26 protein-coding genes are annotated in these 26795 nt (G+C 68.0%); 14 read left to right on the top strand and 12 right to left on the bottom strand.

What is annotated here, in order from left to right; all coding sequences use genetic code 11:
* Positions 1 to 8: 8 nt before the first annotated feature.
* From JM664_RS06530 to JM664_RS06515, 4 genes are all read left to right on the top strand, one after another.
* On the top strand, positions 9 to 146 hold the full coding sequence (locus JM664_RS06530) for a hypothetical protein (RefSeq protein ID WP_227419117.1): 138 nt from the start codon (positions 9 to 11) through the stop codon (positions 144 to 146).
* 57 nt (positions 147 to 203) lie between these two features.
* Positions 204 to 548 (top strand): hypothetical protein, encoded by a 345-nt coding sequence (locus JM664_RS06525; RefSeq protein ID WP_227419116.1) that lies wholly within the window; start codon positions 204 to 206, stop codon positions 546 to 548.
* A 255-nt stretch (positions 549 to 803) separates the two neighbouring features.
* The gene (locus JM664_RS06520) at positions 804 to 1034 is read left to right on the top strand and encodes a hypothetical protein (RefSeq protein ID WP_227419115.1); all 231 of its coding nucleotides are present in this window, start codon (positions 804 to 806) and stop codon (positions 1032 to 1034) included.
* 60 nt (positions 1035 to 1094) lie between these two features.
* The gene (locus JM664_RS06515; RefSeq protein WP_227419114.1) at positions 1095 to 3095 is read left to right on the top strand and encodes an acetyl-CoA carboxylase biotin carboxylase subunit; all 2001 of its coding nucleotides are present in this window, start codon (positions 1095 to 1097) and stop codon (positions 3093 to 3095) included.
* A 2-nt stretch (positions 3096 to 3097) separates the two neighbouring features.
* On the opposite strand, the gene JM664_RS06510 is transcribed toward JM664_RS06515, so the two are convergent.
* A complete protein-coding gene (locus tag JM664_RS06510) occupies positions 3098 to 3583 on the bottom strand; it encodes a DUF4174 domain-containing protein (RefSeq protein ID WP_227419113.1) in 486 nt (161 codons plus the stop codon).
* A gap of 85 nt (positions 3584 to 3668) precedes the next feature.
* Between JM664_RS06510 and scpA the strand changes: the two genes are divergently transcribed.
* Complete coding sequence (gene scpA / locus JM664_RS06505; protein ID WP_227419112.1) at positions 3669 to 5798, top strand: methylmalonyl-CoA mutase; 2130 nt, start codon at positions 3669 to 3671, stop codon at positions 5796 to 5798.
* Between the two features lie 82 nt (positions 5799 to 5880).
* On the opposite strand, the gene ilvN is transcribed toward scpA, so the two are convergent.
* Both ilvN and JM664_RS06495 read right to left on the bottom strand, forming a co-directional pair.
* The gene (ilvN, locus tag JM664_RS06500; RefSeq protein ID WP_227419111.1) at positions 5881 to 6444 is read right to left on the bottom strand and encodes an acetolactate synthase small subunit; all 564 of its coding nucleotides are present in this window, start codon (positions 6442 to 6444) and stop codon (positions 5881 to 5883) included.
* Positions 6445 to 6512: 68 nt separating this feature from the next.
* Positions 6513 to 8255, bottom strand: coding sequence for an acetolactate synthase 3 large subunit (locus JM664_RS06495; RefSeq protein ID WP_406675775.1), 1743 nt, complete (start codon positions 8253 to 8255; stop codon positions 6513 to 6515).
* Between the two features lie 506 nt (positions 8256 to 8761).
* Between JM664_RS06495 and JM664_RS06490 the strand changes: the two genes are divergently transcribed.
* From JM664_RS06490 to JM664_RS06480, 3 genes are read left to right on the top strand one after another with little or no spacing between them, the layout of a single operon-like run.
* Positions 8762 to 9847 carry a TRAP transporter substrate-binding protein gene (locus JM664_RS06490; protein ID WP_227419109.1) on the top strand — a complete coding sequence of 362 codons (1086 nt, stop codon included), beginning with the start codon at positions 8762 to 8764 and terminating at the stop codon, positions 9845 to 9847.
* Between the two features lie 51 nt (positions 9848 to 9898).
* Positions 9899 to 10798 carry a TRAP transporter small permease subunit gene (locus tag JM664_RS06485; protein ID WP_227419108.1) on the top strand — a complete coding sequence of 300 codons (900 nt, stop codon included), beginning with the start codon at positions 9899 to 9901 and terminating at the stop codon, positions 10796 to 10798.
* Positions 10799 to 10810: 12 nt separating this feature from the next.
* Positions 10811 to 13165 (top strand): TRAP transporter large permease, encoded by a 2355-nt coding sequence (locus JM664_RS06480; protein WP_227419107.1) that lies wholly within the window; start codon positions 10811 to 10813, stop codon positions 13163 to 13165.
* Between the two features lie 6 nt (positions 13166 to 13171).
* Here the strand turns inward: JM664_RS06480 and JM664_RS06475 are convergent, their stop codons facing one another.
* The 3 genes from JM664_RS06475 to JM664_RS06465 all read right to left on the bottom strand — a co-directional run bounded on the left by JM664_RS06475 (position 13172) and on the right by JM664_RS06465 (position 14988).
* Positions 13172 to 13999: an arginyltransferase gene (locus tag JM664_RS06475; protein WP_227419106.1), complete on the bottom strand. Its 828-nt coding sequence runs from the start codon at positions 13997 to 13999 to the stop codon at positions 13172 to 13174.
* 71 nt (positions 14000 to 14070) lie between these two features.
* Positions 14071 to 14529, bottom strand: a complete 459-nt coding sequence (locus JM664_RS06470) for an RDD family protein (protein WP_227419105.1) — start codon at positions 14527 to 14529, stop codon at positions 14071 to 14073.
* A gap of 66 nt (positions 14530 to 14595) precedes the next feature.
* On the bottom strand, positions 14596 to 14988 hold the full coding sequence (locus JM664_RS06465; protein WP_227419164.1) for a DUF2852 domain-containing protein: 393 nt from the start codon (positions 14986 to 14988) through the stop codon (positions 14596 to 14598).
* Between the two features lie 140 nt (positions 14989 to 15128).
* Between JM664_RS06465 and JM664_RS06460 the strand changes: the two genes are divergently transcribed.
* A complete protein-coding gene (locus tag JM664_RS06460) occupies positions 15129 to 17888 on the top strand; it encodes a [protein-PII] uridylyltransferase family protein (protein ID WP_227419104.1) in 2760 nt (919 codons plus the stop codon).
* Positions 17881 to 18138, top strand: coding sequence for a hypothetical protein (locus tag JM664_RS06455; RefSeq protein WP_227419103.1), 258 nt, complete (start codon positions 17881 to 17883; stop codon positions 18136 to 18138). The genes JM664_RS06460 and JM664_RS06455 overlap by 8 nt, the downstream gene beginning before the upstream one ends.
* A gap of 4 nt (positions 18139 to 18142) precedes the next feature.
* On the opposite strand, the gene eda is transcribed toward JM664_RS06455, so the two are convergent.
* Both eda and edd read right to left on the bottom strand, forming a co-directional pair.
* On the bottom strand, positions 18143 to 18790 hold the full coding sequence (gene eda / locus JM664_RS06450; RefSeq protein ID WP_227419102.1) for a bifunctional 4-hydroxy-2-oxoglutarate aldolase/2-dehydro-3-deoxy-phosphogluconate aldolase: 648 nt from the start codon (positions 18788 to 18790) through the stop codon (positions 18143 to 18145).
* Positions 18790 to 20592, bottom strand: a complete 1803-nt coding sequence (edd, locus tag JM664_RS06445) for a phosphogluconate dehydratase (protein WP_227419101.1) — start codon at positions 20590 to 20592, stop codon at positions 18790 to 18792. Before edd ends, eda begins: the two co-directional genes overlap by 1 nt.
* A 187-nt stretch (positions 20593 to 20779) precedes the next feature.
* Here edd and JM664_RS06440 point away from each other — a divergent pair, with 187 nt between their 5' ends.
* From JM664_RS06440 to JM664_RS06430, 3 genes are read left to right on the top strand one after another with little or no spacing between them, the layout of a single operon-like run.
* A complete protein-coding gene (locus JM664_RS06440) occupies positions 20780 to 20920 on the top strand; it encodes an RSP_7527 family protein (RefSeq protein WP_227419100.1) in 141 nt (46 codons plus the stop codon).
* 41 nt (positions 20921 to 20961) lie between these two features.
* Positions 20962 to 22155: an RSP_2647 family RNA methyltransferase gene (locus tag JM664_RS06435; RefSeq protein ID WP_227419099.1), complete on the top strand. Its 1194-nt coding sequence runs from the start codon at positions 20962 to 20964 to the stop codon at positions 22153 to 22155.
* Complete coding sequence (locus JM664_RS06430) at positions 22152 to 22697, top strand: RSP_2648 family PIN domain-containing protein (protein WP_227419098.1); 546 nt, start codon at positions 22152 to 22154, stop codon at positions 22695 to 22697. The genes JM664_RS06435 and JM664_RS06430 overlap by 4 nt, the downstream gene beginning before the upstream one ends.
* On the opposite strand, the gene JM664_RS06425 is transcribed toward JM664_RS06430, so the two are convergent.
* Positions 22694 to 23383 (bottom strand): M48 family metallopeptidase, encoded by a 690-nt coding sequence (locus tag JM664_RS06425; protein ID WP_227419097.1) that lies wholly within the window; start codon positions 23381 to 23383, stop codon positions 22694 to 22696. The genes JM664_RS06430 and JM664_RS06425 overlap by 4 nt on opposite strands.
* A 124-nt stretch (positions 23384 to 23507) precedes the next feature.
* On the opposite strand from JM664_RS06425, the gene JM664_RS06420 reads away from it, so the two are divergent.
* Positions 23508 to 24086 carry a TetR/AcrR family transcriptional regulator gene (locus JM664_RS06420; protein WP_227419096.1) on the top strand — a complete coding sequence of 193 codons (579 nt, stop codon included), beginning with the start codon at positions 23508 to 23510 and terminating at the stop codon, positions 24084 to 24086.
* On the opposite strand, the gene JM664_RS06415 is transcribed toward JM664_RS06420, so the two are convergent.
* From JM664_RS06415 to JM664_RS06405, 3 genes are read right to left on the bottom strand one after another with little or no spacing between them, the layout of a single operon-like run.
* Positions 24083 to 25270 carry a vWA domain-containing protein gene (locus JM664_RS06415; protein ID WP_227419095.1) on the bottom strand — a complete coding sequence of 396 codons (1188 nt, stop codon included), beginning with the start codon at positions 25268 to 25270 and terminating at the stop codon, positions 24083 to 24085. The genes JM664_RS06420 and JM664_RS06415 overlap by 4 nt on opposite strands.
* Complete coding sequence (locus tag JM664_RS06410) at positions 25270 to 25431, bottom strand: hypothetical protein (RefSeq protein ID WP_227419094.1); 162 nt, start codon at positions 25429 to 25431, stop codon at positions 25270 to 25272. The genes JM664_RS06415 and JM664_RS06410 overlap by 1 nt, the downstream gene beginning before the upstream one ends.
* Positions 25431 to 26795 carry a DUF2927 domain-containing protein gene (locus tag JM664_RS06405; RefSeq protein ID WP_406675774.1) on the bottom strand — a complete coding sequence of 455 codons (1365 nt, stop codon included), beginning with the start codon at positions 26793 to 26795 and terminating at the stop codon, positions 25431 to 25433. Before JM664_RS06405 ends, JM664_RS06410 begins: the two co-directional genes overlap by 1 nt.

Below are 26795 nucleotides of genomic sequence, written 5' to 3'. Positions count from 1 at the left end.
ACGAACCCATGTCGAGCACAGCCAAGATCTGCGCCGCCCTCAGCGCCGTGGCCTTCATCGCCGCCTGCGCTCCCCGCCAGCAGGAAGAAGTGGTTTACGTCGATCCGGCACCGGTTGCCGCAGAGCCGACCTACAACAAGTACTGACGTCATGGCCGGACGGGCCTGCGGGTCCGTCCGCGCCTCTCGCAAGGCGGAGGCCTCATGCTCAAGCATCGCGGCTTCCCTGGCCGGCTGGCCGGTACCGACTTTCAGTTCACGATCAGGCGCGCCAACCCGCGTGGAGCAACGCCGCTTGTCGCGCGCGAACGTCACGCCGATCGCCGTCCCGCCGACCGCCGCGCCGACGAGGCGTTTCTGGCCGCGTTGTGGGAACATTTCGGCGCCGAGCCGTTCGAGCGCGGCAACCTGGACGCAGGTCGCCTCGCATGGTTCTTCGGCCGGGAAGTCAAAGCTGTCGACGATCCCTTCGACGCCGAAAGCTATGGGGCGCGACTGCGCGTCGACGAAGTCCTGGCTCGCGCCAGCTTTCCTGGGCTCATCGATTAGCCGCGCCACATGGTTGCGCATCGGCGGATTTCTCAATCTATGAGCGAGTTTCAGCCGATCTTCGCCGAGCCGTTCATGTCTTGGTTGCCTGCCGCGAGTTAACCATCATGTTTGCGGAAGAGGCGCCGGACATGCCGGGTCCTCTGAATAAAGAGCGTTACCCTTCCCCTTCGCGGCGGTCTGACTTCTTCCCCGGTCAGACCGCCGCAACTCTTTCCGGCGATGCAGAATTGGCTTGCGAACGGAGGATTTCGGTTGTTCGCTGATCCCAGCATCAGACGGAGAAGCTTCGACATGAATATCAGGTTGGTTTTGCTCGGTGTGATTGCAGCCGGCTCCCTTGCGGCTTGCGGCTATACCACGACCGAGCGCGTGGCGACCGGCGCAGCCATCGGCGCGGGAGCCGCTGCCGTGACGGAGAATGACCCGCTCGTGGGCGCTGCGGTTGGCGGCGGCTTGGGATGGGCTAAGGGCCGTTACTTTTGACGCTGATCGTGCCCGCGGCCGAAGTCTGCCGGCACGATTTCCTGAACAAGCGTCCAGTCGATGATTGAGAAGATCCTGGTCGCCAACCGTGGCGAGATAACCTGCCGCGTTATGCGAACGGCGCGTGCAATGGGCATCCGTACGGTCGCGATCTATTCCGACGCCGACGCCGATGCGCCGCACGTGCGGATGGCCGACGAAGCCGTGCATGTGGGGCCGGCGCCGGCAAGCCAGTCCTACATCGACATCGGCAAGGTACTTGGCGCGGTGCGCCAGTCGGGTGCGGACGCGGTCCATCCCGGTTATGGCTTCCTCTCCGAAAATCGACGCTTTGCCGAGGCTCTGGCGGCCGAGGGCGTAACCTTCATCGGCCCTCCCGCCTCGGCGATCGAGGCGATGGGCGACAAGATCACGTCCAAGAAGCTCGCCGCCGAGGCGGGGGTCAGCACCGTGCCCGGCTACATGGGCCTGATCGCCGATGCGGACGAGGCGGTGCGCATCGCGGGCGAGATCGGCTATCCGGTGATGATCAAGGCCTCGGCCGGTGGCGGCGGCAAGGGCATGCGCATCGCCTGGAACGAGCGCGAGGCGCGCGACGGCTTCCAGTCGTCGAAGAACGAGGCCGCGGCGAGCTTCGGCGACGACCGTATCTTCGTCGAGAAGTTCGTCACCCAGCCGCGCCACATCGAGATCCAGGTGCTCGCGGACGGCCACGGCAACTGCGTCTACCTCGGCGAACGGGAGTGCTCGATCCAGCGCCGCAACCAGAAGGTCATTGAGGAGGCTCCGTCACCCTTCCTCGACGAGGCGACGCGCCGCGCCATGGGCGAGCAGGCGGTCGCGCTGGCGCAGGCGGTCGGCTATCAGAGCGCAGGCACCGTCGAGTTCATCGTCGACGGCCAGCGCAACTTCTACTTCCTCGAGATGAACACGCGGCTGCAGGTCGAGCATCCGGTTACCGAGCTCATAACCGGCCTGGATCTCGTCGAGTTGATGATCCGCGTCGCCGCCGGCGAGCCGCTGCCGTTCCGCCAGGAGGACGTGCGGCTGAACGGTTGGGCCATCGAGAGCCGCCTCTATGCCGAGGACCCGTATCGCAAGTTCCTGCCCTCGATCGGCCGGTTGACCCGCTATCGCCCGCCCGAGGAGGTGCGCGAGGAGGGGCGTGTCGTCCGCAACGACACCGGGGTCGAGGAGGGCGGCGAGATCTCGATGTACTACGACCCGATGATCGCCAAGCTCTGCACATGGGGTCCGGACCGGGAGACGGCGATCGGGCACATGCGGACCGCGCTCGACGACTTCGAGCTTGAGGGGATCGGCCACAACCTGCCGTTTCTCGCGGCTGTCATGGACCACCCGCGCTTCGTATCGGGCGACATCACCACCGCCTTCATCGACGAGGAGTTCCCGGAGGGCTTCGCCGGCGCCACGCTCGACAAGGAGACGCTGGCGCGGATCTCTGCGGCGGCGGCGGCGATGAACCGCGTGGCCGAGATCCGGCGCACGCGCATCTCGGGGCGGATGGACAACCATGAGCGAAAGGTCGGCACGCGCTGGGTGGTCACGCTGGCGGACCAGCGGCACGAGGTCCGGGTGGAAGCGGATCGCGAGGGCGCGACCGTCCATTTCGGCGATCTCCGCTCGATGCGCGTCACCTCCCGCTGGCGTCCCGGGGAACCGCTGGCCCGGCTCGAGGTCGATGGCGCGTCGCTGACGCTGAAGGTCTCGCGCATTCCCAACGGTTACCGCGTCCGGCATCGCGGCGCAGACCTCAAGGTGCACGTGCGCACGCCGAGGATGGCCGAGCTGGCGTCGCTGATGCCGGAAAAGCAGGCGCCCGACACGTCGCGCATGCTGCTCTGCCCGATGCCCGGCCTCGTGGTGCGGATCGAAGTGGACGAGGGCGACGAGGTGCAGGAGGGGCAGGCGCTCTGCACCGTCGAGGCGATGAAGATGGAGAACATCCTCCGCGCCGAACGAAAGGCGGTCGTGACGAAGGTCAACGCCGCGCCGGGCGACAGCCTCGCCGTCGACGACGTCATCCTCGAGTTTGGCTGAGGTCAGTCGGTCAGCGGCTGGCGACGCTGCTCTCGCAGTTCCTGTTGCCGCTCGGGCGTCTTGTCGATGGACCGCGTGATCTCGCGGACGTCCCACGGCGACGGCTTACGAAGCGCCACGCTGCCGTCCTTGTTCATGAGCACCAGCCCGAAGCCGCGCGGCCGGAGGCGCTGGCGCAGCTCGCTTCGTGCGTCGGGCTCGGCGTCCAGCACGACCACCACGTCCCGCTCGGCGAGTGCGGAAATGCGATTCCGGATCAGGTCGACCTGCCGCCCGAAGGCGGGATTGGCCGGAGTGTCCGAAAACACGACCACGGGCCGCGCAACATAGCGAAAATCATCGATGTCGATCTCGGTTGCCTGAAAGATTGTCATTGGATCCTCCTGCCACGCCTCGACCGCATTGACGGCGTCGACGGCGGGCGCGTCCTGAGCCAGTGTCAGCGTGGCGGCCAGGGCGGCGCAGGCGGCGACAAGTGGTACTTTCATGAGGACCCTCCCATCGCATTGGATATAGGGCTCCTGTATTGAGTAATAGAAGGACGCGGTGTCACGGGGCGGCGAGGAGAGCGTGATGGACGACTGGAAGGCACGCGCGGAGCGGGAGCTGAAGGGAAGGTCGGCCGATGAGCTCGTCTGGCATACAGTCGAGGGAATCGACGTGAAGCCGGTATATGCCGCGCAGGACATCGAGGGGCTTGGCCACCTCGGGTCGATGCCGGGCGAGCAACCCTTCGTCCGCGGCCCGCGCGCAACGATGTACGCTGGCCGCCCGTGGACCATCCGGCAGTATGCCGGCTTCTCTACCGCCGAAGAATCGAACGCATTCTACCGCCGGGCGCTGGCGGCGGGGCAGCAGGGCGTGAGCGTCGCCTTCGACCTCGCGACCCATCGCGGCTATGACAGCGACCATCCGAGGGTGGAGGGCGACGTGGGCAAGGCCGGCGTCGCCATCGACTCCGTCGAGGACATGAAGATCCTCTTCGACGGCATCCCGCTCGGCGAGATCAGCGTGTCGATGACGATGAACGGCGCAGTGATCCCGGTCCTGGCGAGCTTCATCGTCGCGGGCGAGGAGCAGGGCGTCGACCGGGCGAGGCTTTCCGGCACCATCCAGAACGACATCCTCAAGGAGTTCATGGTCCGCAACACCTACATCTACCCGCCTGAGCCCAGCATGAGAATCGTCGCCGACATCATCGAATACACGGCGAAAGAAATGCCGCGCTTCAACTCGATATCGATCTCGGGCTACCACATGCAGGAGGCCGGGGCGACGCTCGTGCAGGAGCTGGCCTTTACCTTGGCCGACGGGCGCGAATACGTCCGCGCCGCTATCTCGCGCGGCATGGACGTGGACGCCTTTGCCGGCAGGCTTAGCTTCTTCTTCGCGATCGGTCAGAACTTTTTCATGGAGGCGGCGAAACTGCGCGCGGCGCGGCTCCTTTGGCACCGGATCATGTCCGAATTTCAGCCGAAGAAGGAGCAGAGCCTGATGCTCCGAACCCACTGCCAGACCTCGGGGGTGAGCCTCGCCGAGCAGGACCCGATGAACAATATCGTCCGCACCGCCTACGAGGCGCTGTCGGCCGTGCTCGGCGGTACCCAGTCGCTGCACACCAACTCCTTCGACGAAGCCATCGGCCTGCCGACGGATTTCTCGGCGCGCATTGCACGCAACACGCAGCTCATCCTCCAGCACGAGACGGGGGTGACTCGGGTCGTCGACCCGCTCGCCGGCTCCTACTACGTCGAGAAGCTGACCGCCGACCTGGCGGACGCCGCGTGGAAGCTGATCGAGGAGGTGGGTTCGATGGGCGGCATGGTCGAGGCGGTAAAATCCGGAATGCCGAAGCTGCGCATCGAGGAGGCCGCGGCGCGGCGCCAGGCCGCCGTCGACCGGGGCGATGAGGTCATCGTCGGCGTCAACCGCTTTCGGCTGGAGAAGGAGGACGAGATCGACGTCCTCGACATCGACACGGAGGCCATCCGCGCAAGCCAGACAGAGCGCCTGGACCGCATCCGGCGGAGCCGCGATGCCGCGGCGGTCGACGGCGCCCTTGCGGCGCTTGAGACCGGCGCGCGCGACGGGCGTGGCAACCTGCTCGCCTTGGCGGTAGAGGCCGCCCGCGCCCGCGCCACCGTCGGCGAGATCAGCGAGGCGATGGAACGCGCCTGGGGCCGGCACCGCGCCGAGGTACGCACGCTCGCCGGCGTCTACGGCGCCGCCTACGAGGGCGACGACGACTTCGCCGCGCTTCGACGGGACGTGGAGAGCTTCGCCGAGACGGAGGGCCGCCGCCCGCGCATGCTCGTCGTGAAGATGGGGCAGGACGGTCACGACCGCGGCGCCAAGGTCATCGCCACCGCCTTCGCCGACATGGGCTTCGACGTCGACGTAGGGCCGCTGTTCCAGACACCGGAGGAGGCGGCCCAGGACGCGCTCGACAACGACGTGCATGTCGTCGGAATCTCTTCACAGGCGGCGGGGCACAGGGTGCTCGCGCCGAAGCTTGTGGAGGCGCTGAAGGCGCAGGGGGCCGAGGACATCCTCGTCGTCTGCGGCGGGGTCATTCCGCAGCAGGACTACGCGTTCCTGAAGCAGGCCGGTGTGGCTGCGATCTTCGGACCCGGCACGAACATTCCGTCGGCGGCCCGTAGCATCCTGTCTCTCATCCGCTCGGCGCAGGAGCGGGCGGCCTGACCGTGTGCAGTCTCGGGGGAACGGGCGCCCTCGGGCGGCGCTGCCGCCGTCGGCCGCCCGTCGCCGCGTCCCGCGGCGGCGCCTAGAGCGGTCCGCGCGCGAGGGCGGCGACGCCGGTGCGGGCGACCTCCTGCAGGCCCAGCGGGCGCATGAGGTCCGCAAAGGCGTCGATCTTCTCCGGGGTGCCGGTGATCTCGAAGGTGAAGCTCTTGAGCGTCGAATCGACCACGTTGGCGCGGAAGATGTCGGCTAGTCGCAGCGCCTCGACCCGCTTCTCGCCTTCGCCCGTCACCTTGAAGAGCGCCAGCTCACGCTCGACGCTCGGCCCCTCGACGGTCAGGTCGTGTACGTCGTGGACCACGACAATACGGCCGAGCTGGGCCTTGATCTGCTCGATTATCTGCGGCGTGCCGCTGGTGACGATGGTGATGCGGCTGCGATGGCCCTGGTGGTCGATTTCGGCCACCGTCAGGCTCTCGATGTTGTAGCCGCGCCCGGAAAAGAGTCCGACGACGCGCGCCAGCACGCCCGGCTCGTTCTCCACCACGACGGCCAGCGTGTGCCGCTCGTTCACATCCGCGTAGTTCGAGCGCAGGTCGTAGGCCGAGTGCTTCGATGTTCCCTGTTCGATCTTCAGTGCCGACATCGCCTACCTTCTTTGCTCCAGAAATATCTTCGAGGGTCCGGGGGGCAGACGGCCCCCCGTCCGACGGCTCAGACCAAGACCGCACCTTTGGCGCCAATCGCGTCGGAGGTCGACGCGTCGCCAAGGATCATCTTGTTGTGCGGCTCGCCCGACGGGATCATCGGGAAGCAATTCTCGTGCTTCTCGACGAGGCAGTCGAAGACGACCGGCCCGTCGTGCTTGATCATCTCCATGATGGCGTCGTCCAGGTCCGCCGGGTCCTTGCACTGGATACCCTTCGCGCCGAACGCCTCGGCGAGCTTCACGAAGTCGGGCAGAGACTCGGACCAGGAGTGGGAGTAACGCTCGCCATGCAGCAGCTGCTGCCACTGACGGACCATGCCGAGGCGCTCGTTGTTGAGGATGAACTGCTTGACCGGCAGACGGTACTGTGTCGCCGTCCCGAGCTCCTGCATGTTCATCAGCCAGCTCGCCTCGCCCGCGACGTTGATGACGAGCGCGTCCGGGTGCGCCATCTGCACGCCGATCGAGGAGGGGAAGCCGTATCCCATGGTGCCGAGGCCGCCCGAGGTCATCCAGCGGTTCGGTTCCTCGAAGCGGATGTACTGTGCGGCCCACATCTGGTGCTGGCCCACCTCGGTGCAGATGTAGCGGTCCCGCCCCTTCGTCAGCGCCTCCAGCCGGGCAACTGCGTATTGCGGCTTGATCGTCGGCCCTTCCTGGCGGAAGGCGAGGCAGTCGACGCGACGCCACTCGTCGATGCGGGCACGCCATTTGGCCAGCGCATCGCGCTCGGTCCGGCGGCCGCGTGACTTCCAGACGCGCAGGACGTCCTCCAGCACGTGCGCGACATCGCCCACGATCGGGATGTCGACACGGATCACCTTGTTGATCGAGGATGGGTCAATGTCGATGTGCGCCTTGCGCGAGTTCGGCGAGAAGTCCTGGATGCGCCCGGTGATCCGGTCGTCGAACCGCGCGCCGATATTGATCATCAGGTCGCAGTCGTGCATCGCGAGGTTGGCCTCGTAGAGACCGTGCATCCCGAGCATCCCGAGCCAGTTCGGCCCGCTGCCCGGATAGGCGCCGAGGCCCATCAGCGTGGAGGTGACGGGGATGCCGGTCGCGTCCACCAGCTCGCGCAGGAGCTGGCTTGCGGCAGGGCCCGAGTTGATGACGCCGCCGCCGGTGTAGAAGATCGGTCTCTCCGCCGCCTCGATCGCCGCGACCAGCTCGGCTATGCGGTCTGGGTCGCCCTTGCGACGAGGCTGGTAGTGGCTCGTCTTCGCGGCCTGCGGCGCGACGTAGCTGCCGCTGGCGAACTGGACGTCCTTGGGGATGTCCACGAGCACCGGCCCCGGCCGGCCGGAGCGGGCGACGTGGAACGCCTGGTGCAGCACGTCCGACAGGCTGTCGGTGTCCGAGACCAGCCAGTTGTGCTTGGTGCAGGGCCGGGTAATGCCGACTGTATCTGCCTCCTGAAACGCATCGGTGCCGATCATGAAGGTCGGGACCTGGCCCGTGAGGACGACGATCGGGATCGAGTCCATCAACGCGTCGGTCAGTCCGGTGACGGCGTTGGTCGCGCCGGGGCCGGAGGTGACCAGCACGACACCGGGCCGGCCGGTCGAGCGGGCATAGCCCTCGGCCGCATGGACCGCCGCCTGCTCGTGCCGGACGAGGATGTGGCGGATCTCGTTCTGCTGGAAGATCTCGTCATAGATGGGAAGGACGGCGCCACCCGGATAGCCGAACACCACCTCGACGCCCTGGTCCTTGAGCGCCTGGACCACCATCTTCGCGCCTGTCATCGCCGTCATCGCTCACGTCTCCGCTTCATGGCTTCGAGCAAAAAAAAGCCCCCGTTGCTGGCGGGGGCGCATTGGAGCCGACAGGGATCCTGCCTAAAGGCCCATGCGCCGGTCCCCTACAAGTACGAGAAGGCTGTGCATCTGCAAGGCTCCGCAATCTCTTGCCTGAGGTCCCTCTAGCGAGCGAGCGCGGACGCGTCAACCGGGTTTCGCGCGGAATCATGCGTCAGGGTGCGCGCCGACGCAACTTTATTGCCTTCCGGTCTCGTCCGCAGTAGCGATTCGCAGCGGCAGAGGTGCCTTCCTCTACCCGAATTCGCGGCACCTGCTCCCTTCCGGTGTAGCATGAATGCCCTTGATGCCGCGGGAGGACCGCTGCGCTTAGGAAAAAGGACAATGGCCGACAGTGGCCCTATTAACAGGCTCCAGCAGCTTCTATAGGGTGCCGCACCTGTGATGCTGCCCGTCATCAATGCGGGCCTTGCGAGTTGGGGAGGAGAATTGAGATGGATCGTCGCTCGTTTCTGAGGAAATCCGCCATGGGCGGCACTGCCGCCGCCGCGGGCGCGCTGGCTGCGCCGGCCTACGCGCAGGGGCGCCGAACCCTGACCATGGTGACGACATGGTCGCGGGGCCTTGCGGGGGTGCACGACAGCGCCCAGTACATCGCCGACCGCATCACCGCCGCGACGGACGGCCAGCTAACCATCGACCTCAAGGCAGCGGGCGAGCTCGTGGGCGCTTTCGAGGCGTTCGACGCCGTGACCTCCGGCCAGGCCGACATGTACCACGCGGCCGACTACTACTTCGTCGGTCAGCATCCGGCCTATCCGTTCTATTCCTCGGTGCCGTTCGGCATGACGGCGCTGGAACTCAACACGTGGTACTACCACGGCGGCGGGCAGGAGCTGCACGACGAGCTCGGCCAGATCTTCGGGCTGAAGTCCTTCCTCGCGGGCAACACCGGGTCGCAGACCGGCGGCTGGTACCGCAACGAGATCAACTCGCCGGAGGATTTCCAGGGGCTCAAGTTCCGCATTCCGGGGCAGGGCGGCGAGGTGCTGTCGCGGCTGGGCGCGTCGGTGCAGAATCTTCCCGGGGGCGAGGTCTACCAGGCGCTCTCGTCCGGTGCGATCGACGGCACCGACTGGATCGGTCCGTGGGCCGACGAGGCCGCGGGCTTTCAGGAGATCACCAAGATCTACTATCCGGCAGGCTTCGCCGAGCCCGGTCCCGGCCTCAGCCTGGCAACCAACCGGGAGGTCTTCGACAGCCTGCCGCAGAGCCACCAGACGGTGATCGAGCAGGTCGCCGCCGCGGCCAACATCTGGACCTGGACGCTGTTCCAGTCGAACAACGCCGCCGCCCTGCAGCGGCTCCAGTCGTCCGGCGTGCAGCTCCTGGAGTTTCCGGAGAGCGTCTGGGAAGCCTTCGGCCGCGCCTCGGACGAGGTTCAGCAGCAGTACATGTCGGACGAGCTCTACAAGCGCGTCTACGACAGCTACATGGCGTCGATGGCCGACTCGGCGGACTGGGTCGGCCGGTCCGAAGACACCTATCAGGCCCAGAGGAACCGCATCCTCGGCAACTGACGCAATTCGCGGCCTCGCCTCGCGCGGGGCCGCAACTTCGGCGGGGTCACGATGGATTTCCTGATCTGGGTCGTCAGCAACATCGCTCTGTCGTTCTGGCGCGTGGCCTATGCCGTGACGCATCCGGGCCTGTGGCTCGACTGGTCGAACCCCGAGGCGGTGATGCGCTTCGCCTATTACGGCGGCTCGCGCGAGTTCCTCTTCGTGGTGCTGACCGCCTTCCTCGTGCTGACGGGGCTCGGTTTCTGGCGCAACCGGATCATGTGGGGGGCGGTGCGGGTGCTCGAGGCCTTCGCCAACGGAACGGGCCGTTTCTTCGCCTGGGCCGGGCTGTTGATGGTGCTCCAGCAGATCGTGATCATCTTCAGCCAGAGCATCTTCGCGATGTCCGAGCTGACCTTCGGCCTGGGCGCAGCGCTCAGTCTCGACATCAGCTGGTGGTCCGAGGAGCTCAAGTTCTACAACGCTCTCGTCGTTGCACTCTGCTGCACCTACACCTTCGTGCAGGGGGGGCACGTGCGCGTGGACCTCGTCTATTCCGCCGTGGGCCACCGGACGAAGCGGGTGATCGACATGGCGGGCTCGCTGGTCTTCATGATGCCGTTCGCCCTGATCGTCTGGATGTACGCTTGGTATTTCCTCTGGCGGCACCTCGTGACGCCGAAGGTCTCTGCTTCTGACAGCATCGACCAGATGCTGATGAAGGCGCGCGCCTTTCGCTGGAATGTCGAGACCGTGGGCTTCTCACCCAACGGCTTCAACGGCTACTTCCTCTTCAAGGTGCTGCTGGTGGCCTTTGCCGGGATGGTCTTCCTGCAGGCCGTGGCCTTCTTCTACCGCTCGTACCTGGAATGGAAGGAGGGGCCGGCGAGTGCCGGACGCTTCCTCGACAGGGATGTGCTGGAGCCGGGCGAGGTCGAGATGGCCGCACCCGAACGGCACGCGCACTAGGGGAGCAGCAACATGTTCCTGGGGCTCGACGGGGTCGAGATCGGCCTGATCATCGTGTTCCTCTGCCTCTTCGGCGGGATCCTTTCGGGCTTTCCGGTCGCCTTCGCGATTGGCGGCGCGGCGATCTTCTCGTTCGCGATCATCGCCGCGCTCGACAGCGCCGGCGTCCTCGTCCATCAGGCGGTCGATCAGGGCAGCGACGCCTACAGGCAGCTCCTGGTGCAGGGCGAGAGCCCGATCGACATCTCGCGCTTCCGATACCCGGACCTTCCGCGCATGGTCGAGCCGCTCTTCCCGGGCGGCTGGGAACTCGCAGTCGACCGCAACATCAGCTTCATCGTCAACCGTGTGAATGAGCGGGTGCTGGCGGGCGCGTCGATAGAAACGCTGCTGGCGGTTCTGATGTTCGTTCTCATGGGCATCACGCTCGAGCGGTCGCGGATCGCCGACGACCTGCTGCAGACGATGGCGCGCGTCTTCGGTCCTTTGCCGGGCGGCCTCGCGGTCAGCGTGGTCGTGGTGGGCGCGTTCCTCGCCGCATCGACCGGCATCGTTGGCGCGACCGTCGTCACGATGGGGCTGCTGTCGCTGCCGACGATGCTGCGCAACAACTACTCGCCGGAGCTGGCCACCGGCGTCATCGCGGCCAGCGGCACGCTCGGCCAGATCATCCCGCCATCGATCGTGATCGTGCTGCTGGGCACGCTCGCGGGCGACATCTACGCCACGGCGCAGGAGACGAGGGCGCAGGCGGTCGGATGCTCGGACGCGCTGACGCTTCTGGGGCAGGCGGCCGTCGTCTCCGTCGGGACGCTGTTCCAGGCGGCGCTTCTACCGGGCATCCTGCTCGCCGCGCTCTACGCGGCCTATGCGTTCGGCTATGCGCTGCTCAACCCGTCCAAGGCGCCGCCGGTTGCGGTTACGGGCAGTACGGGCGAGGTCGTGACGCGGAGCGAGGCGCTGACCTGGTATCTGGCGGTACCGCTGGTTTTGATCGCGGCCGGGGTGTTGATGAGTGCCATTGGGCCGGCCGGCAGCCAAGACGTCCGCGTCGGCAGCTACAGCGAGGCGGGTGCGAGTGCCGTCCTGCGCACCAACGTCTCGGATCAGTGCCGCGCGGCGATGATCGATCTGCACGGCCAGGCGCGCTGGGATATCGCCGTCTCGCAGCAGGAAGCGATCGATGCCTCGGGCGGCGCGAATGTGGGCCGACAGCTGACGGAGGAGGAGATCGAGCAGATCCGCCTCAACAGGATCGCAAGCGCGCCGCCGATCGGCTCCGGGATCCTGCTCGGCTTTCTCTCGTTCGGGATCGTCCTGGCGGTGGCGCGGGGGGTCGCTCCGTCGGCGCCGGTCCGCCCGCTTCTCGTCGGTGCCGCCGGGATTGTCCTGGCACTGACCTTCGACGCGCTCTTCGTCGCGCCGACGACCACCTCGGGCCAGACGCTCGTCATCCTGTCGATCCCGATCCTGCTGACGCTCTACGGGTTGCGAGCTGCGGGCGGGATGCTCGCGCGAAACGACCTGCTACGGGTCGTCTTCCCGCCGCTCGTGCTGATCATCGCGGTTCTGGGCTCGATCCTCGGCGGGATAACCAACCCGACGCCCGCCGCGGCGCTCGGCGCCGGCGGCGCGATCATGCTCGCGGCCTACCGCAGGCAGCGCGACCTCGGTCGATCCGGCCGCATCGTCATCATGACCGCCTTCGCGATCCTGATCATGATCCTGATCGGCATGAACTTCGACCTGCGCATCACGCGCGAGACCGTCGCGTTCGAGGAGTGGGTCGCCTTCATCGTGGCGCAGGCGGCCTATCTCTTCGCGATCTTCGGCCTTCTCTTCTCCTGCTGGGTGCTGTTCGCGGGCGGCATCCTTACGCCGGTGATCCGCGAGACCGCCAAGGTCACTTCGATGGTCTTCACCATCCTGATCGGCTCGCAGCTGCTCAACCTCGTGGTGATCTCTTTCGGCGGCGAGGAGTACATCCAGAACTTTCTGCGCTCCTTCGACCGGGAGTGGGTGGTCTTCCTGATCGTGATGCTGGTGCTCTTCGTGCTGGGCTTCGTCCTCGACTTTCTCGAGATCATCTACATCGTGATCCCGATCGTCGGGCCGGTGATCTACGGCGGAACGCTCGACCCGAGTTGGGTCACGATCATGATCGCAGTCAACCTGCAGACGTCGTTCCTCACGCCGCCTTTCGGCTTTGCGCTCTTCTACCTCCGCGGCGTCGCGCCGGTGTCGGTGACGACCGGGCACATCTATCGCGGCATCGTCCCGTTCGTGCTGATCCAGATGGGCGGACTGGCGCTGCTCTGGGCGTTCCCGTGGGTTGTGACGATCGTGCCGAACCTGATGCCGAACTGAGCCTCGTCAGCTCTTCGGCGCACGGGTATCGGGCAGCGAGATCCGCGCGACCTGCTCGGCGATCGGGTCCGTCGAAAGCGGGTGCGTCTTGACCGAATAGTCCGAGGGGTTGCCCAGGTCACGCCAGACGCCGCCGTGGTAGACCTCGAGCGCCGGGAACTTGGCCTTGTAGCCCATCTTCGGGCTGCCCGGCACCCAATAGCCGAGATAGACGTAGGGCATCCCCGCCTCGCGCGCGATCTCGATGTGATCGAGGATGACGTAGGTGCCGAGGCTGTCGGTGGCGAGTTGCGGGTCGTAGAACGAGTAGACCATCGACAGCCCGTCATCGAGCACGTCCGTCAGGCAGACCGCCGCCAGGTCCCGTCCGGTGATCCCGGAGGTCGTGTACTCGATCACCCGGCTCCGGATCGGCGTCTCCTCGATCATCGCCGCGAACTCGAAGATGTCCATGTCGGCCATGCCGCCATCCGAGTGGCGGCTGTCGAGGTACGTCCGGAAGAGCTGGTACTGCTCCTCCGTGGCCCAGGGGGACGTGGCGTCCCGCTTGAGGTCGCGGTTGCGGCGCAGGACCCGGCGCTGGCTGCGGGTCGGGCGAAAGTCCGCGACTCGGATACGCACCGAAATGCAGGCCGAGCATTCCGCGCAGGACGGGCGGTAGAGAACGTTCTGCGAGCGCCGGAACCCCTGCTTGGACAGGGTGTCGTTCAGGGTCTCCGCATACTCGCCCTGCAGCGCCGTGAAGAGCTTACGCTCCATCCGTCCCTCAAGGTAGGGGCACGGCTGCGGTGCCGTCACGTAGAACTGCGGAGCGATGGGTAAGGTGTGGCGCATTTTCGAACCGGTCGGCAGACGTGGGAAACACTAGCGCCCGCCGCAGGTTCCGCCAAGTCCCGCGAGAGTTGTCAGTATACGGCCGCTTGACGCACTGCGGCCGTTCCCAGGACAAGGTCGGTCAGGCTCTGCCGGCGTGGCGTCACCATCATGAGTGCGACCGAAACGAACTGTGCCGGAAAGAGCATCACCGACGCCGTGTATCCCGAAGTGTGGAGCAATGCCGCCAGCGGATCAAGCCGCCCGCCGTCCGACCCGCGCAGTTCGATCGCCGCCAGCCGCATCCCGATCGTGCCCGACATGCGGGTGATACTGGCCCAGCGGTAGAGGAATCCAACCAATCCGTAGAGCAGCGGGAGGAAGAAAAGCCCCGCAAACAGCGTCAGCGGCAGTGCGACGACTGTCACCGCCGCGGTGATGGCCACGTCGACCACCCAAGCGATGAGCCGCTTGAGCGGCACACCGTCGTAGAAGGCCGGCTCGGTCACCGGATCCGGCAGGCGGTCCAGGTAGATTTCCGTCGCAGTCACAGGCGTCTCCCTCGTGCCTCTATATGCGAAAGCGGCGGCGGCCTGCCAAGAGGCCGCCGCCGAGGCTCACACCGTTTGCTTTTCTTCGCCCGACGTGGCGCGGGCGGTCCGGGCGCGCTCGTCCATGAACTGGTCGAATTCGGTCTTGTCCTTGGCCTCGCGCAGCCGCTTGAGGAAGGCCTCGAACGCGGCCTGCTCGTCCTGCAGCCGGCGCAGCGTCTCGGCCTTATAGGCGTCAAACGCGCTGTTGCCGCTCGACCGGAAGGCGACGCGGGCGGAACGACGGCGACCGCAGGCGCCGGCGAACATGCGACGGCTCCAGATCATGTACGCCAGGAGCGCCAGGCCCAGCGGCCAAAACACGATGAACCCGAGGATCATGGCGATGATCCAGGCGGGCTTGCCGCGCTCGTCGAGCCAGGATTCGGCCTGTGCCGGCCAAGTTGCAACAGATGTCATCGTAGCTTCCTCCTCGTCATGTAAATGTGTTTCACATGAGCGGAGATCGGCATGCGCGCGATCAAGATCAAGGGCCATGTAAAAACTTTTCACTTCCTCGATCCGCTTGACCGATCTGCGCCGGTTGCCAAGGTGGGGTGGTGCCGTTCGCCCACCGCCTCACCCGTTGCCCCGATCCGCTCGAGCCCGAGCACGGGACCGAAGCCGCCGAGGCCGTTGGGCTGGAGGGCGACCTGCACCGCCTCGTGTCGGGTGCGGCGGGATCAAGTCCATTCCTGCACCGCATCGCGCGGCAGGAGGCGGCGTGGCTTTCCGAAGCCTTGCATGAAGAACCCGAGGACGCGCTGGAGCGGGCGCTTGCGGAAGTAGAAGCGCTCGCGGACGCGGAGGTGGCCGACGGGCTGCGACGGGCAAAGCGGCGCGTAGCGCTGCTGACGGCGCTGGCGGACCTGGGCGGCGTCTGGCACCTCGGCGAGGTGACCGGCGCCTTGACCCGGTTCGCGGACCTCGCCTGCGCCACTGCGCTCTCCGCCGCCCTTGCGGCGGAGCGCCGGCGGGGCAGGCTGCCAGATGCGCCGGATGCGGACGGCATGGTCATCTTCGCCATGGGCAAGATGGGCTCGTCCGAGCTCAATTACTCATCCGACATAGACCTCATCTGCCTTTTCGACGAGGCACGCCACCCGCCGGAGGACTACGCCGAGGTGCGCAGCGGCTTCGTGCGGGCAACTCGCCGGATGACCGCGCTGCTTTCCGACAACACGGAGGAAGGCTACGTCTTCCGCACCGATCTGCGGCTGCGTCCGGATCCCTCGGTCACGCCCGTCTGCATCTCGATGGACGCGGCCGAGCGGTATTACGAGGCGCTTGGCCGTGCATGGGAGCGGGCGGCGTGGATCAAGGCGAGACCGGCCGCAGGCGACCTGGAGGCCGGCGGGCGCTTTATCGACGCGCTGCGTCCATTCGTATGGCGGCGGCATCTGGATTTCGTGGCGATACAGGAGGCGCATGCGATGCGGCTCCGCATCCGCGAGCACAAGGGACAGCACGGCCAGGCACTGGAGCAGCGCAACGTGAAGCTCTGCCCGGGCGGCATCCGTGAGATTGAGTTCTTCACCCAGACCCGGCAGCTCATCGCCGGGGGCCGCGATCCGTCGCTCCGCGTGCGCGGCACGCAGGCGGCGCTCGACCGGCTCGCTGCGGCGGGATGGGTTTCGGAGTCCGACGCCGGGCAGCTCAAGCGCGATTATGCGTTCCTGCGCGAGATCGAGCACCGGCTGCAGATGGTCAACGACCAGCAGACGCACCTCCTGCCGCAGGACGAGGCAGGATTTGGCCGCCTCGCCGCGCTCTGCGGGCGCGACGTCGCAGGACTTCGCCGCGAGCTGCAGGAGGTTTTCGACCGCGTCGCCGGCCTGACGGAGGATTTCTTCGCCCCGTCGCCCGCGGCCGAGGGGCCTAGCCTGACGGACGCGCAGAAGGAGATCGTGAGCGGCTGGCGCTCGCTCCCGGCGCTGCGCTCGCAGCGTTCGATCGAGATCTTCGAGCGGCTGCGACCGGCACTCTTCGATCGCGTCTCGAAAACCGCCGATCCCGACCGTACGCTGAAGCATCTGACGGCCTTCGTCTCGGGCCTGCCTGCCGGCGTGCAGATCTTTTCGCTCTTCGAGGCCAACCCGCAGCTACTGGACCTGATGACCGACATCGCCGCCAGCGCGCCGGGCCTGGCGCACTATCTCGGGCGCAACGCGGAGGTGCTGGATGCCGTCATCGGAGGCGACTTCTTCGCCGACTGGCCGGGGGCCGACGAGCTCGAGGCGCAGCTCTCGCAGCGGCTCGAGGCGGCGGCGGACTACGAGGGCCGGCTGGACACGATGCGGGTCTGGTCCAAGGAATGGCACTTTCGGATCGGCGTGCACCTGCTCCGCGGCCTGATCGGACCGGAGGAGGCCGGTCATCAGTATGCCGAGCTGGCGGACGCTGTCCTGAGGGCGGTCCTGCCCGTGGCGATCGAGCACTTCGCGCAGTCGCACGGCCCGCCGCCGGGACGCGGGCTCGCACTGCTCGGGATGGGCTCGCTCGGCGCAGCGCTGATGACGGCGGCGTCGGATCTCGACCTGATCGTGGTCTATGATGCGGGGGAGGAGACGACGTCGGCCGGACGGCGGCCGCTGTCCGTGCGCGCCTACTACGCGCGCCTGACACAGGCGCTCATCACGGCGCTTACCGCACCGACGGCGCATGGTCGCCTTTATGAAGTCGACATGCGCCTGCGGCCGTCCGGCCGGCAGGGGCCCGTGGCGACATCGCTCGCCTCTTTCCGAACCTATCAGAAGGAGGAGGCGTGGACCTGGGAGCATCTGGCCTTGTCGCGCGTCCGGGTCGTGGCTGGTGCCCCTTCCGTCTGCGCCGACATCCAGAGCTTGATCAACGATCTCCTGTCGCCACCGCAGCCGGCCGACCGGGTGCTGCGCGACACCGCCGGAATGCGCCGACGGCTCGAGGAGCGGACAGGCGAGAGCAACCGGTGGGAGTCCAAGGTCGGAGCCGGTAGGCTGCAGGACATCGAGCTCGCCGCCTCGGCCATGGCGCTGATCGGCGAGGGACTGCCGCGGGATCTGGCCGCCGCGCTCGCCTCCGGCGGTCGCTTCTCGGACGAGGAAGTGGCTCTGCTGGCGAATGCCCACGCACTCTTCTGGGCGGTGCAGTCGACGGCGCGCCTGCTGACCGGCGGCGCGATGACAGAGGAGGCCGCGAGCGACCCGATGACGCTGCGCCTGACCGGATGTGCCGACGCCGACGACCTCGCGCGGCGCATGGAGGAGATGGCCGCCGAAGCGGCACGCGCCATCGACGGGGCGCTCGAGGTGGACCCGGCGGAGGATCCCGCGGATGCATGAGCCGGACCCGCGCAACCTGATTGGCGAGGCCTACCGGATGCCGCATCTGTCGGAGGCCGATTGCCGCGTCGTCTTCCTCGACTGGGCGATTGGCGTGCCAGCGGAAGACGATGCCGCCGAGGCGATTCGAGCGCTGCTTGCGCGCCACGCAGGGCAGGAGGCTCACCCGATGACCGAGGTCCTGCGCGCGGCGCTCGCGCCTGTCGCGAGCAAAGGGAGGCGTGGCGGGCGCAGCGGGCGCCGCGTCTAGGCGCTCAGCGCGGCAGTCGAGCGGCTTCCTCGGCCAGTGCCGCGATCCCGTCCCAGTCGCCGGCTCGCACTTTGTCCGCCGGCGCGACCCACGACCCGCCCACGCAGAGCGTGTTGGGCAGGCCGAGGTAGTCCGCCGCATTGCGGAGCGCGACACCTCCCGTGGGGCAGAAGCTGATCTGCGGTAGCGGTCCAGCCAGCGACTTCAGCGCCGGCGCGCCGCCGATTGCCTCGGCGGGAAAGAACTTCTGCACGTCGTAGCCGCGCTCCAGCAGGCGCATCGCTTCGGTCGCCGTCGCGGCCCCGGGCAGGAGCGGCAGGCCAGCCCGCTCGCACGCCTCGCAGATCTGTTCGGTCGCACCCGGCGAGACGCCGAAGCGCGCGCCAGCCTCGACCGCCGCCTCCACATCGCGCGGCGTGATGAGTGTGCCCGCGCCAACCACGCCGCCCTCGACCTCGGCCATGGCGCGGATCGCGTCCAGCGCGGCCGGTGTCCTCAGCGTGACCTCGAGGACCGGAAGCCCGCCGCTTATCAGCGCCCGCGCCAGATCGGCGGCGCTCGCCGCATCCTCGACCACCAGCACCGGGATCACCGGCGCCATCCGGCAGAGTTCGGCCGCCCGTTCGCTGGCCTCCCGGGGCGTCAGGCTCATCAGACGACCACTCCCGCGCCGTCGGCGGCCTGCCCCACGTTGCGACGGAAGACCGCGAAGAGCTCGCGGCCCACGCCGTGACCGTTCGCCTCGAGCGATGGCGCCACCGGCTCGCGGGTCTCGAAATCCTTCTCCAGCACTTCCAGCACCCCCTGTTCCGCGTCGACCCGCACGAGATCCCCGTCCCTGAGCCGCGCCAGCGGCCCTCCATCCGCGGCTTCGGGGCTGACGTGGATCGCGGCAGGCACCTTGCCCGAGGCGCCCGACATCCGTCCGTCGGTTACCAGCGCCACCTTCAGCCCTCGGTCCTGCAGCACCGCCAGTGTCGGCGTCAGCGAATGCAGCTCGGGCATCCCGTTGGCCTTCGGGCCCTGAAAACGGACGACAACCACTGTGTCCTCGGTGAACTCGCCGGCGCGGAATGCCTCCTTGACGGCATCCTGATCCTCGAAGATCCGCGCCCGCGCCTCCATCACCCGCCGCGACGGGTCGACGGCCGAGACTTTCATCACGCCGCGCCCGAGGTTGCCTTTGAGGTCCCTGAGCCCGCCCGTCTTCTGGAACGGGTCCGAGGCGGGGCGCAGGATCTTGTCGTTGCGGGTCTGGCGGTCCCAGTCCTCCCACCGCAGCACGCCATCGACGAGCCGCGGCTCGCGCACATAGTCGTCGAGCCCGTCGCCGGCGACGGTCTTCGTGTCGGGGTGGAGGAGGCCCGCGTCCAGCAGCTCGCCGATCATGTAGCCAAGGCCGCCGGCGGCGTGGAAGTGGTTCACGTCTGCCAGCCCGTTCGGGTAAACCTTGGCCATGAGCGGCGTGACGGAGGAGAGGGCCTCGAAGTCCTCGATGTCGAGCAGGACGCCTGCCGCTCGCGCCATGGCGGGCAGGTGGATCACGAGGTTTGTCGAGCCGCCCGTCGCCATCAGGCCGACGATGCCATTGGCGAAGGCCTTCTCGTCCAGGATCTGGCTGACCGGGCGATAGTCGTTGCCGAGCGCGGTGATCTCCAGCGCCCGCTTCGCGCCGGCCTCGGTCAGCGCGTCGCGGAGCGGCGTGTTCGGGTTCACGAAGCTCGCGCCGGGCAGGTGCAGCCCCATGAACTCCATCAGCATCTGGTTGGAGTTCGCGGTCCCGTAGAAGGTGCAGGTGCCGGGGCCGTGATAGCTCTCCATCTCGGCCTTCATCAGCTCGTCACGCCCGATCTCTCCGGCCGCGAAACGCTGTCGCACCTTGGACTTTTCGTCGTTGGGCAGACCCGAGGTCATCGGTCCCGCGGGGAGGAACACGCCGGGGATGTAGCCGAACGTCGCCGCCGCGATGACGAGGCCGGGCACGATCTTGTCGCAAACGCCGAGATAGACCGCCGAGTCGTAGGTGTTGTGGCTGAGCGCCACGCCGGTCGCCAGTGCGATCACGTCGCGGGAAAAGAGGCTGAGCTCCATACCGACCTGTCCCTGCGTGACGCCGTCGCACATGGCCGGTACGCCGCCGGCTACCTGCGCCGTGGCCCCGTTGTCACGCGCGGCGCGCCGGATGAGGTCGGGGAACCGCTCGAACGGCTGGTGCGCCGACAGCATGTCATTGTAGGCGGTCACGATCCCGAGGTTCGGGGCACGACCCTCCGCCAGTGCCTCCTTGTCCTCCATCGCGGCATAGGCGTGCGCCTGGTTGCCGCAGGAGAGGTGCGCGCGCCGCGGCCCTTCCTCGGCGGCGGCGGCCATTCGATCGAGATAGCGCGTCCGAGTCTCTCGCGATCTCTCGACGATGCGCCCGGTAACCGCCTCGAGGGTGGTGTTGAGTGCCATGCGCAGCCTTCCCGCTCACCTCAGATGCCGCAGCTGGCCTAGCACAGCCGCCCGATGCCGACAACGCAGCCCATCGCCGCAAGGGTCCCCTGCAATCTTTGCATGACGGGGATGCGGCGTTGTTCATTCCGCGTTCGCATGTGGATGACTACTTACGCGCCTCGTCGAAGAAAAAGGATCGAAGACGATGAACCACTACAACCTGACCCAGATCGAGGTCGAAGCCCGGCGGCTCCGCGCGCAGCACGTCGCCCGGCTGTTCCGCACGGCCGGCGAAAGTCTCTTGCGCCTGTTTCCCAGCAAGCGCCCGGCCGCCCGGACCGCCTGAGCCGCTTTCGCGCGGATGGTGAACCGGGTAATCGGTGCGCCATGGAAGAACTCCCTACCGTACGACTGCGGCCCAGCGCCGACGCCAGAGCGGTCCGTCACGGAGCTCCGTGGATCTACGACACGGATCTCGTGACGGACCGGCGTACCCGGTCGATCGCTCCCGGCACGCTGGCCCGCCTCGAGGATGCCGAGCGCCGCCCGCTCGCCCTCGTGGCCGTCAATCCGAAATCCCGCATCATGTGCCGCGTTATTGACCGCGACCCTGCGGCGACCGTGGGCCGCGCCTGGTTCATCCGTCGCTTCGCCTCTGCTCTGGCGTTGCGCGAACGCCTCTTCGACAGCCCGTTCTACCGCCTGATCCATGCCGAGGCCGACGGTCTGCCGGGTGTGATTGTCGACCGCTTCGGCGATGCGGCGGTGGTGCAGCCGAACGCCGCCTGGGCCGAGGCGCGGCTCGACGCGCTGGTCTCGGCCCTCGTCGAGGTCACCGGCGTCGGGACGGTCGTCAAGAACGCCGGCGGCCGCGCGCGGGCCAGCGAAGGGCTCGACGACGTCGGTGCGGTGCTGCTGGGCGAGGTCGCGGGCCCGGTGCCCGTGCCCATGAACGGGGCGACCTACCTCGCCGACCTCACCGGCGGGCAGAAGACCGGCCTCTACTTCGACCAGCGCCCGAACCACGCGTTCGCCGCGCGCCTCGCGCGGGGTGGCAGCGTGCTGGACGTCTTCTCGCATGTCGGCGGCTTTTCCCTGGCGGCGTTGGCCGCCGGGGCTGGGCGGGCGCTGGCGGTCGACGGCTCTGCCGCCGCGCTCGACCTCGCCGCCCGAGGTGCCGAGGCATCGGGCGTGGCTGAGCGTTTCGAGACGCGGCGCGGTGACGCTTTCGACACGCTGGCGGCGTTGACCGAAGAGGGCGCACGGTTCGACTGCGTCGTCTGCGACCCGCCCGCCTTCGCGCCCGCAAAGCCAGCGCTGCAGGCCGGCCTGCGCGCCTATGAGCGGGTCGCGAAGCTCGCGGGGCCGCTGGTCGCACCAGGCGGCTTTCTCGGCCTCTGCTCCTGCAGCCATGCGGCGGATCTCGACAAGTTCCGGGCGGCGTCGTTGCGCGGCGTCGGCCGGGCGGGCCGTCATGCGCAGATCATCCATACGGGCTTCGCCGGGCCGGACCACCCGCTCCACCCCGCGCTGGCCGAGAGCGGCTATCTGAAGGTCCTGTTCCTGCGGCTCGTCGATTGAAGGTCCTGATCGATGCCTGCGTGCTCTACCCGACGGTGCTGCGGGAGATCGTGCTTGGCGCCTGCACGGCTGGACTGGCCCAGCCGCTCTGGTCCGCTCGCATCCTGGAGGAGTGGGCGAGGGCGGCGGCGCGGCTGGGGCCGGGGCAGGAGGCGGTGGCGCGGGGCGAGGTCGCGGCGGCGCGGTCGCGCTGGCCCGGTGCCGAGGTGACGGTCGATCCGCGCACGGAGGCGCGGCTGCACCTCCCGGACCCGAATGACGTCCACGTCCTCGCCGCAGCCATCGATGGTGGCGCGAGCGTTCTGCTTACCCTCAACGTGCGCGACTTTCCGGCTCGAGCCGTCGCCGCTGAGGGCGTCGCGCGCCGCCATCCGGACGAGTGGCTGACGGCGCTGCACGCCGCGCATCCGCAGGTGGTTGCCCACGTTGCCGAGCAGGTGCGGGCGGAGGCCGAGCGTCTGTCAGCCGTGCCGCAGCCGATGCGGCCCCTGATGAAGCGGGCGCGCCTGCCACGGTTCGGAAAGGCGCTGGAGCGGCTCTAGCTGCCTTGCAGCCACTTCGCCTCGTGCCGGTCGATGGCGGCGATGCGCTCGTCGACCTTGGGGTGGCTCATCAGCCAGGCCGGCATCGCGCCCGACTTCGACTTCGTGAGTCCTTCCAGCTTGCGGAACAGCGACTTCTGCGGCGCCGTTCCGATGCCCGACTTGATCAGCAGCGCCGCCGCATACTCGTCCGCCTCGTACTCGTCCGAGCGCGAGAGGCGCGACGACAGGAGCGTCGTGACCGCGTTGGCAATCAGCACCCCGATGCCGGGCAGGAAGCGGTTCAGCACCATCGCGATCGCCGTGCGCAGGGCGTTCTGGCCAGAGAAGTCGATCATCCGCCGCCGCGAATGCCCCAGCGCCACGTGCCCCAGCTCGTGCGCGATGACGCTCGCCATCTCCTCGCCGGTGACCTCGCCCTGCCGGTACTTCCGGTAGAACCCGCGCGTGATGAAGATCCGACCGTCCGGCGAGGCCAGGCCGTTCACCGGGTCGATCTCGTAGATGTGCACGCGGATGCGCTCGAGGTCGAGCGCCTGCGCCATCCTGTCGGTCAGCTTCTTCAAGTCGCGGTCGGCGAGCTCAATCGACTTCGCGTCGAGCTCCTTCGCGGTCCGCCAGGCCGAGAAGCGGTACATCACGACCGCGTAGATGATCGCCAGCAGGATCGGGGTGAACTTCAGCATGACCTCAATATGGGGCGCCGCCTCACGCGGTGCACCCCAATTCGGCGCGAGGTCGGAGTCGCGCCTTGCGTCGGCGCCCCGGAAGTTCGACCTTCCGGGCGCAACCGGAGGTGGAAAGGCGGCCATGGCGCGCGACAGCTATCATCATGGCGACCTGCGGGCCGCCCTCCTGCGCGCCGCGGCCGAGGCTATCGCCGAAGATGGGTTGGACGCCGCATCGACACGGTCGCTGGCGCGGCGGGTGGGCGTGGCGCCGTCCGCGGTCTTCCGCCACTTCAGTGACAAGAGGGCACTGATGACCGCCTACGCGGCGGAGGGGCTGCGCGACCTTGCCGGCGAAATCTGCAGGCGGACGGCCCATCAGAACGGCCAGGCGCTCTTGCGGGCGCGGGCGGAGGCGTATCTGGACTTCGCACTGTCGCAGCCGCATCGGTTTCGCGCGATGTTCCGGGCCGATCTGCTGGACCGCAGCGACCGCGAACTCCGCGCCGCCGAGGCGATGCTTGAAGGCGCGCTGGGGCAGGGACCGGTCGAGCCGGGCGCGGCGGCGAATGACATGCCACGGCTGGCTCAGGCGGCGATCCACGGCCTCGCGACCCTCGCGCTCGAGAGCGGTCTCGGGGACGCACTGCCGGACGACCCGGCCGAGCGCCGCCCGGCGCTAATGGCGATGCTGCGGCGACTCGCGCCGGCGCTCTCCTAGCGGCCGAGGACGCGCATCCCGGCCGTCAGCCCCTCCAGCGTCATCGGCACCATCCGCTGGGCACCGAGGATGTCGGCGACCATGCCGATCGAAGGGCTGTAGTCCCAGTGACCGTGCGGCGTCGGGTTGATCCAGAGGCTGTCGGGCCACTGCGCCGCCATCCGCCTCAGCCAGACCTCGCCCGCCTCGGCGTTCCAGTGCTCGTTGGCGCCGCCGGGCATGGCGATCTCGTAGGGGCTCATCGCGGCGTCGCCGACGAAGATGCACTTCCACTCCGGGCCGTAGGTGTGCAGCACGTCCCAGGTCGGCACCTGCTCGGTCCAGCGGCGGCGATTGTCGCGCCACAGCCCCTCATAGGGGCAGTTGTGGAAGTAGTAGTGCTCCAGGTGCCGGAATTCGCTGCGGGCGGCGCTGAAGAGTTCCTCCACCACCTTGACGTGCGGGTCCATCGAGCCGCCGACGTCGAGGAAAAGCAGCACCCGCACCGCATTGCGCCGCTCGGGGCGCGTCTTGACGTCCAAATAGCCGTGCTCGGCCGTGGCGCGCACCGTGCCGTCGAGATCAAGCTCCTCGATTGCACCATCGCGCGCCCAGCGGCGCAGGCGCTTCAGCGCGACCTTGATGTTGCGGGTGCCGATCTCGACGTCGTCGTCGAGGTTGCGGAAATCGCGCCGGTCCCAGACCTTGACCGCGCGCTGGTGGCGCGAGCGGTCCTGCCCGATCCGCACACCTTCGGGGTTGTAGCCCCAGGCGCCGAAGGGCGAGGTGCCGGCGGTGCCGATCCATTTAGAGCCACCCTGGTGGCGCCCCTTCTGTTCGGCGAGGCGCTCGCGCAGCGTCTCCATCAGCTTGTCGAAGCCGCCCAGCGCCTCGATCTCGGCGCGCTCGGCCTCGGTCAGGTGCTTCTCGGCCATCTTGCGCAGCCAGTCGTCGGGCAGGTCCAGCGCCTCGACGACGGCCTCCTCCGAAATCCGCTCCAGCCCCTCGAACGCGGCGGCGAAAGCGCGGTCGAAGCGGTCGATGTGCCGCTCGTCCTTCACCAAGGTTGCCCGGGCGAGATAGTAGAACGCCTCGACGTCATAGGTGACGAGGCCGGCGCGCATCGCCTCGAGAAAGCTCAGGAACTCGCGCAGCGAGACGGGCACGCGCTCGGCCCTCAGCGCCTCGAAGAAGCCGAGGAACATCAGCTGAGGCGAGCCGCGGCCGTGACCACGATCAGTGCGACGAGGCCGAAGGCTATGGCATGCACCGCCGCCCACTGCGCCATGTCGAGGCGGGTGCCTTCGCGCTTGTGCGCTCGCCATGCGCCGATCAGCGCCCCCAGCAAGCCAGCGAGTGCGATCATCAGAGACGCTCCATCGGGGGCGGCGTCAGCGCCGCGATCTCCGCTGCGCGCGCCCTGACGACTGCGTCGGTGCCAAAGCCGTAGCGTGCCCAACCCAGGCTCTCGCTGCGCGCCTCGTCGGCCTCGGCGGTCCGGCCCAGCATGTCGAGCGCCTCGGCGCGAACCATGAGGAGCTGCGCGAGGAGGGCGGCGTTCTCTGCCCGAGCCACCGCGTCGAGGTGCGGGTCAACGAGGTCGAGCACCGCGCGCGCGTCCCCCGCCGACAGGGCGAAGGCGGAGAGCTGCATCGCCACATGCGCGGCATGAAGGTGCGTCGACGGATCTGCGTGGTAGAGGCCCGCCGACTCGACGAACGAGGTGAAGGCCAGCTCCGGGTCCGACGGCAGCACGAGGCGCCCGAGCGCGAAGAGCGAGAACGCGGCGCGGTTGTCGGTCCAGCCCTGCTCTCGCGCGATCCGCACCGCCCGCTTTGCCGCGGCGACGCGGCGGCTGGCTGAGGCGCGCGGGCCGAGTGCATTCTCTATCGCGTCGATCCAGGCACGCGGCGCCGGTCGCGTCACGACCGCGACGCCTTGCCGGCCCTGCGGGTTGATCCGATCGAGGATGGCGGGCAGCCGCTCCGCCACCTGCGCCCTGGTCATGCCCGACCTCAGCTCAGGCGCGTAGGTCGCCCGCAGGATCAGCATGTCGAAACCCGTAAGCACCGTGTGGAAGTTGTCGTCGTTGAAGACACTGTCGGTCAGCCGGTAGAGGTCGTTGAGCGGCCCGAGCGACTGCGCCAGTTCCTCGTGCAGGCAATCGCGCATCTCCTGCGGCGAGACGCCGGTGGGCACAAATATCGCCACCTTCTCGCGCCGCGCGAGCGTCGTCCAGTCCAGTTCGGCTGAGCGGCGATTGCTGTCGAAGCTGCGCCAGTCCGACAGCCGCGGCACCACGAAGCAGGCCGCCTGCGGCACGGCCCGCCGCATCGCGTCCCGCGACACCATTTCGATGGTGATTTCCGCTTCGATGTCTGGTGCGACGCGGCTGATGTCGATCGAAGCCTCGTTGCGCAGCCGAGCGACCAGCCGGTCGAGGTCCTGCGACAGCCGGCGCGGGGCGGCGCCGGTCAGGCGCACGCGGACCGGCTCTTCGAAACGGGTGAATGTCTCGATCTGGCGTCCGCTCTCGAGCTGGAAGCTGAGGTCGAGGAAATCCTGCGCGATGGCAGAGTTGGCACGAACCGGACGACTGGCGCTCGGGGCCGAGAAGACCTTCATCGGGGGCAGATCCGTCGGCACCGCGACCGCGCGCTCGGCCACCGGGCCTGTCGGCGGCGCGCAGGACGCCACCAGCACCGCCATCACGACGAGGGCGAGCCGCAA

It is taken from the genome of Roseitranquillus sediminis (genome assembly GCF_016918935.1).
GTDB classification, from domain to species: domain Bacteria; phylum Pseudomonadota; class Alphaproteobacteria; order Rhodobacterales; family Rhodobacteraceae; genus Roseitranquillus; species Roseitranquillus sediminis.
Note: the sequence above shows the minus strand (reverse complement) of the source record. Positions and strands in the feature narration are given on the sequence as shown.